The organism is Nocardia sp. NPDC050799, assembly GCF_040654015.1.
GTDB lineage: Bacteria > Actinomycetota > Actinomycetes > Mycobacteriales > Mycobacteriaceae > Nocardia.
On the sequence record NZ_JBFAHF010000077.1, the window covers coordinates 1 to 6939 of the forward strand.

General features: G+C 68.7%; 5 protein-coding genes. 4 read left to right on the forward strand and 1 reads right to left on the reverse strand.

Features of this window, described 5'->3' with window-relative positions; translation table 11 throughout:
* The first annotated feature begins 190 nt into the window (after positions 1 to 190).
* The 4 genes from AB0H42_RS35140 (at position 191) to AB0H42_RS35155 (ending at position 6457) form a co-directional block, all read left to right on the forward strand.
* Complete coding sequence (locus AB0H42_RS35140; RefSeq protein WP_357064066.1) at positions 191 to 1465, forward strand: M18 family aminopeptidase; 1275 nt, start codon at positions 191 to 193, stop codon at positions 1463 to 1465.
* 237 nt (positions 1466 to 1702) lie between these two features.
* Positions 1703 to 3994 carry a phosphoribosylformylglycinamidine synthase subunit PurL gene (purL, locus tag AB0H42_RS35145; RefSeq protein WP_357064068.1) on the forward strand — a complete coding sequence of 764 codons (2292 nt, stop codon included), beginning with the start codon at positions 1703 to 1705 and terminating at the stop codon, positions 3992 to 3994.
* 127 nt (positions 3995 to 4121) lie between these two features.
* Positions 4122 to 5810: an alpha/beta hydrolase gene (locus AB0H42_RS35150; RefSeq protein ID WP_357064071.1), complete on the forward strand. Its 1689-nt coding sequence runs from the start codon at positions 4122 to 4124 to the stop codon at positions 5808 to 5810.
* A complete protein-coding gene (locus AB0H42_RS35155) occupies positions 5807 to 6457 on the forward strand; it encodes a CPBP family intramembrane glutamic endopeptidase (RefSeq protein WP_357064074.1) in 651 nt (216 codons plus the stop codon). The genes AB0H42_RS35150 and AB0H42_RS35155 overlap by 4 nt, the downstream gene beginning before the upstream one ends.
* Here the strand turns inward: AB0H42_RS35155 and AB0H42_RS35160 are convergent.
* Positions 6430 to 6825: an HAD hydrolase-like protein gene (locus AB0H42_RS35160; protein WP_357064076.1), complete on the reverse strand. Its 396-nt coding sequence runs from the start codon at positions 6823 to 6825 to the stop codon at positions 6430 to 6432. The two genes, AB0H42_RS35155 and AB0H42_RS35160, sit on opposite strands and share 28 nt — an antisense overlap.
* Between the last annotated feature and the right edge of the window lie 114 nt (positions 6826 to 6939).

The window sequence follows — 6939 nt, forward strand, 5'->3', positions numbered from 1 at the left end:
GCCTCGAGACTCGAGCCTTCGGCTCATGCGCTTTCGAGGCCGAAACGGCGAGACGGGCCTCAACCCTTCGAGGTGTCTCGTAAAACTCGACGCATACGGTTGCGTCGGCATTCGACGGCCGCGTGGATATGCGGACCAGCAGAGCGAGGGCCCCGCGCCCCGAGCGCCCGGTCACGCTTAGGGTCACAGCATGCCGAGTTCTGCTGTCGCGGCTTCGGCCGCCGGGTTGTGTGAGTTCATCGATGCGTCGCCTTCGCCGTTCCATGTCTGCCGGACCATCGCCGAGGCGCTGGAAACCGACGGGTTCGTCCGGCTGGACGAGACCCGGGCGTGGCCCGGTACCGGGGGCCGGTACTACATCGTGCGCGGTGGGTCGCTGGTGGCATGGGCCGATCCGGCGCAGGCTGGTCCGTTCCGGGTGGTGGGGGCGCATACCGACAGCCCGAATCTGCGAGTCAAGCAGCATCCCGATCTGACGGTCGCGGGCTGGCAGCTTGTACGGCTGGAACCGTACGGGGGTGCCTGGCTGAACTCCTGGCTGGATCGGGAATTGGGGATCTCCGGGCGGCTCAGTGTCCGGGAGGGGACGGGGCTGGCCGAGCGGCTGGTGCGGATCGACGAACCGATCCTGCGGGTTCCGCAGCTGGCGATCCATCTGTCCGAGGACCGGCGCGGGGTGACGCTGGATCCGCAGCGGCATGTCAACGCGATCTGGGGTGTGGGCAGTGCACGGGCCGCGTTCCTCGATTACGTGGCCGAGGCCGCCGGGGTCGATCCGCGGACGGTGCTGGGCTGGGAGTTGATGACCCACGATCTGACGCCCAGCCGGGTGATCGGTGCCGGCCGGGATCTGATCAGCGCACCACGCCTGGACAATCAGGGCACGTGTTACGCGGGTCTGGCCGCTTTCCGGGCCGCCGTCGAGAATCCGGGCGACGCCGTCCCGGTGCTCGCCGTGTTCGACCACGAGGAAGTCGGCAGCCAATCCGACCGAGGCGCGCAGTCCGAGCTGCTGCCCACGGTGCTGGAGCGGATCGTGCTGGCCCGTGGCGGTGGCCGCGCCGAATTCCTGGCGGCGGTCGCGGGGTCGGTGTGCGCGTCCGGCGATATGGCGCACGCCACCCACCCGAACTATCCGGAACGGCACGAGCCCTCGCACGGCATCGATATCAACGGCGGGCCGGTGCTGAAGGTCAACCAGAATCTGCGCTACGCCACCGACGCCGTCGGCGCGGGAGCCTTCGCGCTGGCCTGTGACCGGGCCGGAGTACCGATGCAGCGTTATGTGCATCGCGCCGATCTGCCCTGCGGTTCCACCATCGGCCCGATGACCGCCGCGCGCACCGGTATGCCGACCGTGGACGTGGGTGCGCCCCAGCTGGCCATGCATTCGGCGCGGGAGATGATGGGCGCCGCCGATGTGACCGCCTACGCGGCGGCCCTGGCGGCCTTCCTCGCTCCGTAGGCCGGTTCCGGTCAGGGCAGGGGCCAGGGTTTTCCAGCGATGGGGTCGGTAATCGGTGCGGCGCAGGTGGACGTAGGATTCGTGCTGGATCAACTCTGTCGGGGCCCCGCCGCCGAGGCCCCCGTTCCGACCGAACCGTGGCGCCGATGCCACCTGCCGCGAGCCGCGGCGGGAGCCCGGAGGGCCGGAGCCCGCGCGCGCCGGCGCGCCAACCTACGAAAGGATCCTGGTACCCCCGTGACTGAGCAGGTCGATACGGTCGCCACCGCCGCCGCCACTCCGGATACGCCGCAGCCGTACGCCGAGCTCGGCCTCAAGGACGACGAATACGCCCGGATCCGGGATATCCTGGGGCGCCGGCCCACCGATGCCGAGCTCGCCATGTATTCGGTGATGTGGAGCGAGCACTGTTCCTACAAATCCTCGAAGGTGCATCTGCGCTACTTCGGCGAGACGACCACCGAGGAGATGCGTTCGGCCATGCTCGCCGGTATCGGCGAGAACGCGGGCGTGGTCGATATCGGTGACGGCTGGGCGGTCACCTTCAAGGTGGAGAGCCACAACCATCCGTCCTATGTCGAGCCGTATCAGGGCGCGGCCACCGGGGTCGGCGGGATCGTCCGCGACATCATGGCCATGGGTGCGCGTCCGATCGCGGTGATGGACCAGTTGCGTTTCGGCGCCGCCGATGCCGCCGATACCCGCCGGGTGCTGGACGGTGTGGTCCGCGGGGTCGGCGGTTACGGTAACTCCCTCGGGCTGCCCAATATCGGCGGCGAAACCGTCTTCGATGCCTCGTATCAGGGAAATCCGCTGGTCAACGCGCTGTGCGCGGGGGTTATGCGGGTCGAGGATTTGCACCTCGCGTTCGCCTCGGGCGCCGGAAACAAGATCATTCTCTTCGGTGCGCGGACCGGGCTCGACGGTATCGGCGGCGTTTCAGTGCTGGCCTCGGACACCTTCTCCGGTGACGACTCCGGCAGCGGCCGCAAGAAGCTGCCGAGCGTCCAGGTGGGCGACCCGTTCACCGAGAAGGTCCTGATCGAATGCTGTCTGGAGCTGTACCACGCCGGGCTGGTGGTGGGTATCCAAGACCTCGGCGGCGCCGGGCTGTCCTGTGCGACCTCCGAACTGGCCGCCGCCGGTGACGGCGGGATGCGCATCGAACTCGACCGGGTCCCGCTGCGCGCGGCCGATATGACCCCCGCCGAGGTGCTCTCCAGCGAATCGCAGGAGCGCATGTGCGCGGTGGTGACCCCGGAGAACGTGGACGCCTTCCTCGCGGTCTGCGCGAAATGGGATGTGCTGGCCACGGTGATCGGTGAGGTGACCGACGGCGAGCGGCTGGAGGTCACCTGGCACGGCGAGACCGTGGTGGATGTGCCGCCGCGCACCGTCGCGCACGAGGGCCCGGTCTATGAGCGGCCGGTGCAGCGTCCGGCCACGCAGGACGCGCTCAACGCCGACACCCCCGACCACCTGCCGCGTCCCAAGACCGCCGAGGAACTGCGCGACACCCTGCTGAAGATGGTGGCCAGTCCGCAGCTGTGCAGCCGCCGCTGGATCACCGAACAGTACGACCGCTACGTGCGCGGAAACACCGTGCTCGCCGAACAGGCCGACGCCGGGGTGATCCGGATCGACGAGGTGAGCGGTCGCGGTATCGCGCTGGCCACCGACGCGTCGGGTCACTACACCAAACTCGATCCGTACACCGGTGCGCGGCTGGCCCTGGCCGAGGCCTACCGGAACGTGGCCGTCACCGGCGCCACGCCGAAGGCGGTCACCAACTGCCTGAATTTCGGATCCCCGGAGGATCCCGGCGTGATGTGGCAGTTCCAGCAGGCCGTACGCGGTCTCGCCGACGGTTGTGTGGAACTGGGTATCCCGGTCACCGGCGGCAATGTCAGCTTCTACAACCAGACCGGCGAGAACGCCATTCTGCCCACTCCGGTGGTCGGGGTCCTGGGTGTGATCGACGACGTCCACCGCCGTATCCCCACCGGACTCGGCCTGGAACCGGGGGAGACGCTCATCCTGCTGGGCGACACCCGCGACGAGTTCGGCGGTTCGGTCTGGTCGCAGGTGGCGCACGGCCATTTGGGCGGGCTGCCGCCGCAGGTCGATTTCGACCGCGAGAAACTGCTCGCCGATGTCCTGACCGCGGGCTCGCGCGACGGCATGATCAGTGCCGCCCACGACCTGTCCGAGGGTGGCCTGGCGCAGACCGTGGTCGAGGCGGCCCTGGCCGGCGAGACCGGTTGCCGGATCCTGCTGCCCGAGGACGCCGACCCGTTCGTGATGCTGTTCTCCGAATCGGCGGGCCGGGTGCTGGTCGCGGTGCCGCGGTCGGAAGAGACCCGCTTCACTCGTATGTGCACGGCCCGGGAACTGCCCTGGGTGCGCATCGGTGTGGTCGATCAGGGTTCGGATTCGGTCGAGGTGCAGGGTCAGTTCTCGGTCGGGCTGGCCGAGCTGCGCGCCGCGCACGAGGGCACGCTACCCGCGCTCTTCGGCGGCCACGCCTGACCCGGACCCGCGGCTGGCGCGCCGGAGGTGACCCGGGCCACCCTCCGGCGCCGGTCCCGCCCGCCATACTGGACGGGTGCTGGAAACCGCTGATTCCGTGACCAGGTTGCGGCGGCGGTGTATTGCCGTGGTTCGGCGGACCGAGCACATCATCGACCTGAACTATGTGGGTCTGGTGGTCGCGACGGTGTTCTTCGCGCTGTCGGTATCACCGTCGCTGCTGCCGCGCGACTGGATGTTCCAGGGTCTGATCAGCGGGATCAACGCGGCCATCGGGTACGGCGTGGGCTGCCTGCTGGAGTGGCTGTTCCGCCTGTGGGTGCGGCCCCGGCTCACCCGGATACCGGCGCCGCCCACCTGGACCCGCTACGCCCTGAAATCCGCGGTGCTGGTGACGGCCGCGCTGAGCGCCGGCTACATGCTGGTGCAGTCGGCGCACTGGCAGCGCGAGATCGCCGCGCTGATGGGGATGGAGGGCACCACCACTCCCGCCTACCTGCGCACCGGGGGGCTGAGCCTCACGGTCGGCGTGCTGATGGTGGCCTGCTATCGCACTGTGCGCGAACTGATCCTGTACCTGGCCCGCCAGCTGAACCGGTGGGTCAGGATACCCCGGGAGCTGGCCCCTTCCGCGGGTTTCCTGGTCCTGGTACTGCTCGTGGTGACCCTGTTCAACGGTGTCGCCACCCGCGCCTTCTTCGCCGCCGCGAACTCGGCGTTCAGCGTGCGCAACGACCACACCTCCGGATTCGCCGTACAGCCCCGCCTCGCCGAACGCTCGGGCAGTCCGGAGTCGTTCGCGCCCTGGGAAACGCTCGGGTTCGAGGGGCGCTGGTTCGTCTCGCACGGGCCGAGTGCGCAGCGCATCTCCTGGGTCACCGGCCGGCCCGCGAAGGAACCCATCCGCGCCTATGTGGGGCTGGAATCGGTCGAGGACACGGGACTGAGCCAGGCCGATCTGGCGGTCGCCGAACTGGATCGCACCGGCGCCTTCGACCGGGAGGCGCTGGTCGTGGTCACCACCACCGGCACCGGCTGGGTCAACTCCATGGCCGCCAACGCCATCGAATACATGTACGGCGGTGATTCGGCCATCGTGGCCACCCAGTACTCGTATCTGCCCAGCGCGCTGTCGTTTCTGGCCGACCGCGGCAAGGCCGCCACCGCGGGCCGGGAACTGTTCGACGCGATCTACCGCAAAACCCGCACCCGGCCGGCCGCCGAGCGACCGAAACTGCTCGTCTACGGCGAAAGCCTCGGATCCCAAGGGTCGGAGGCCGCTTTTGACGGGCTCGCCGATCTGCGGGAGAAAGTGGACGGCGCGCTCTGGGTCGGGCCGCCGAACTCCAACCGGCTGTGGCAGCAGTTCGTGAACCGGCGTGATCCCGGCTCGCCCGAAACAGAGCCGGTTTACGCCGACGGCCTGGTGATCCGGTTCGCCGGCGATCACGAGGACCTCGCCCGGCCCGGCCCGGAATGGCGGGCGCCGCGGATCGCCTACTTGCAGCACGCCTCCGACCCGATCGTCTGGTGGTCACCGGACCTCGCCCTGACCCGGCCGGATTGGCTGTCGGAACCGCGTGGCGCCGATGTCTCACCCCGGGTGCGCTGGGCGCCGCTGGTCACCTTCTGGCAGATCAGCGCGGATCTCACGAACGCCCAGGGGGTGCGCGACGGGCACGGTCACCGCTACGGCAGTCTGGTCCTGGACGGCTGGGCCGCGGTCACTCAACCCCCCAACTGGAACCCCGAACTGGCCGAGCGGATCAGGCTCGAGATCGAAGCATACGAAGCCTATGAGCGGGAAGTGAAGTGAAAGCGCGGATGCTCGCCGCGGTGACCGCGCCGGTGCTCTGGAACAACTGGCTGCTGCCCCGTCTTGCGCTCGACCGCCGCGGCCGTACCGTGGCCAATACGGTCGCCGCCACCGGTTACGAGTTCGTGTTCGGCGGCCGCCCGAATTGGTTCTCCGAGCGCGGTATCCGCTGGGGGGCCGGATGCGCCGGGGTCGTGGCCGTGGGTTGTACGGCGGCCCTGCTCATCCCGCCGGTGCGCCGGATTCTCGGTGATGCGAACGATCGGACGCCGGACGTAGGCACTGTGGAATGGGTGGCCGTGCATATTCCGCTCGGTACGGTGTACGCCGAGGAAACGATCTTCCGGGGCACGTTGGATCCGCTGCTGGACCGTGCATTCGGCGCGAAGGCAGGTGCCGTGGCCGGTGCCGCTGTTTTCGGGCTCTGGCATATCCACCCCGCCCGCGCCGCGGGCGACAACGTCTGGGCGACCGTCGGGTTCACCGGTGTCTCCGGCCTGATCTTCGGCGTCCTCGCTCGGCATACCGGAAGTGCCACCGCGCCCGCGCTGCTGCACTGGGCGGTGAACGCCGGCGGCGCGCTGCTGTACCGGCGCCGTCGCGTCCGCTCGATCGCATATCACGCCGGTGCCGACAGCGCGCGTTGAACAGCGTACATCTCGGTGATGATCACATCCGGCTCGAACGGGGCGAACGCCTCGATCTTGCCGGGTTTGTCCGCGAAGGCGATAGCCGGCATACCCGCCGCATGTGCGACCTGGATATCGGTAGTGGAATCGCCGATATAAATGCATTCATTGGGTGAGACGTTCGTGCCGGCCATCGCACGCTCCAATGGGAACGGGTCGGGTTTCAGGAGACTGGTGTAGTAGCGGCGGTCCTCGGCTACGCCGCGACTGTAATTGCCGTCGACGAGGTCTTGTGTCCCGCGGCGGGCGTGATACCGGTCGACCGCGGCGACACAGTTGTTGCTGAGCATGATGTTGAGGCCGGAACGGGCGTGGTTGGCTCTCAGAGCACGTCTGGGAACTCTAGGTCACTTGCGGGTGAGCCGCCGTGACAGCGTGGCGATCATGGCGATGTAGACCATGGCCTCGTGGTGATCGGGCCGGGTTTCGTAGTCGCGGAC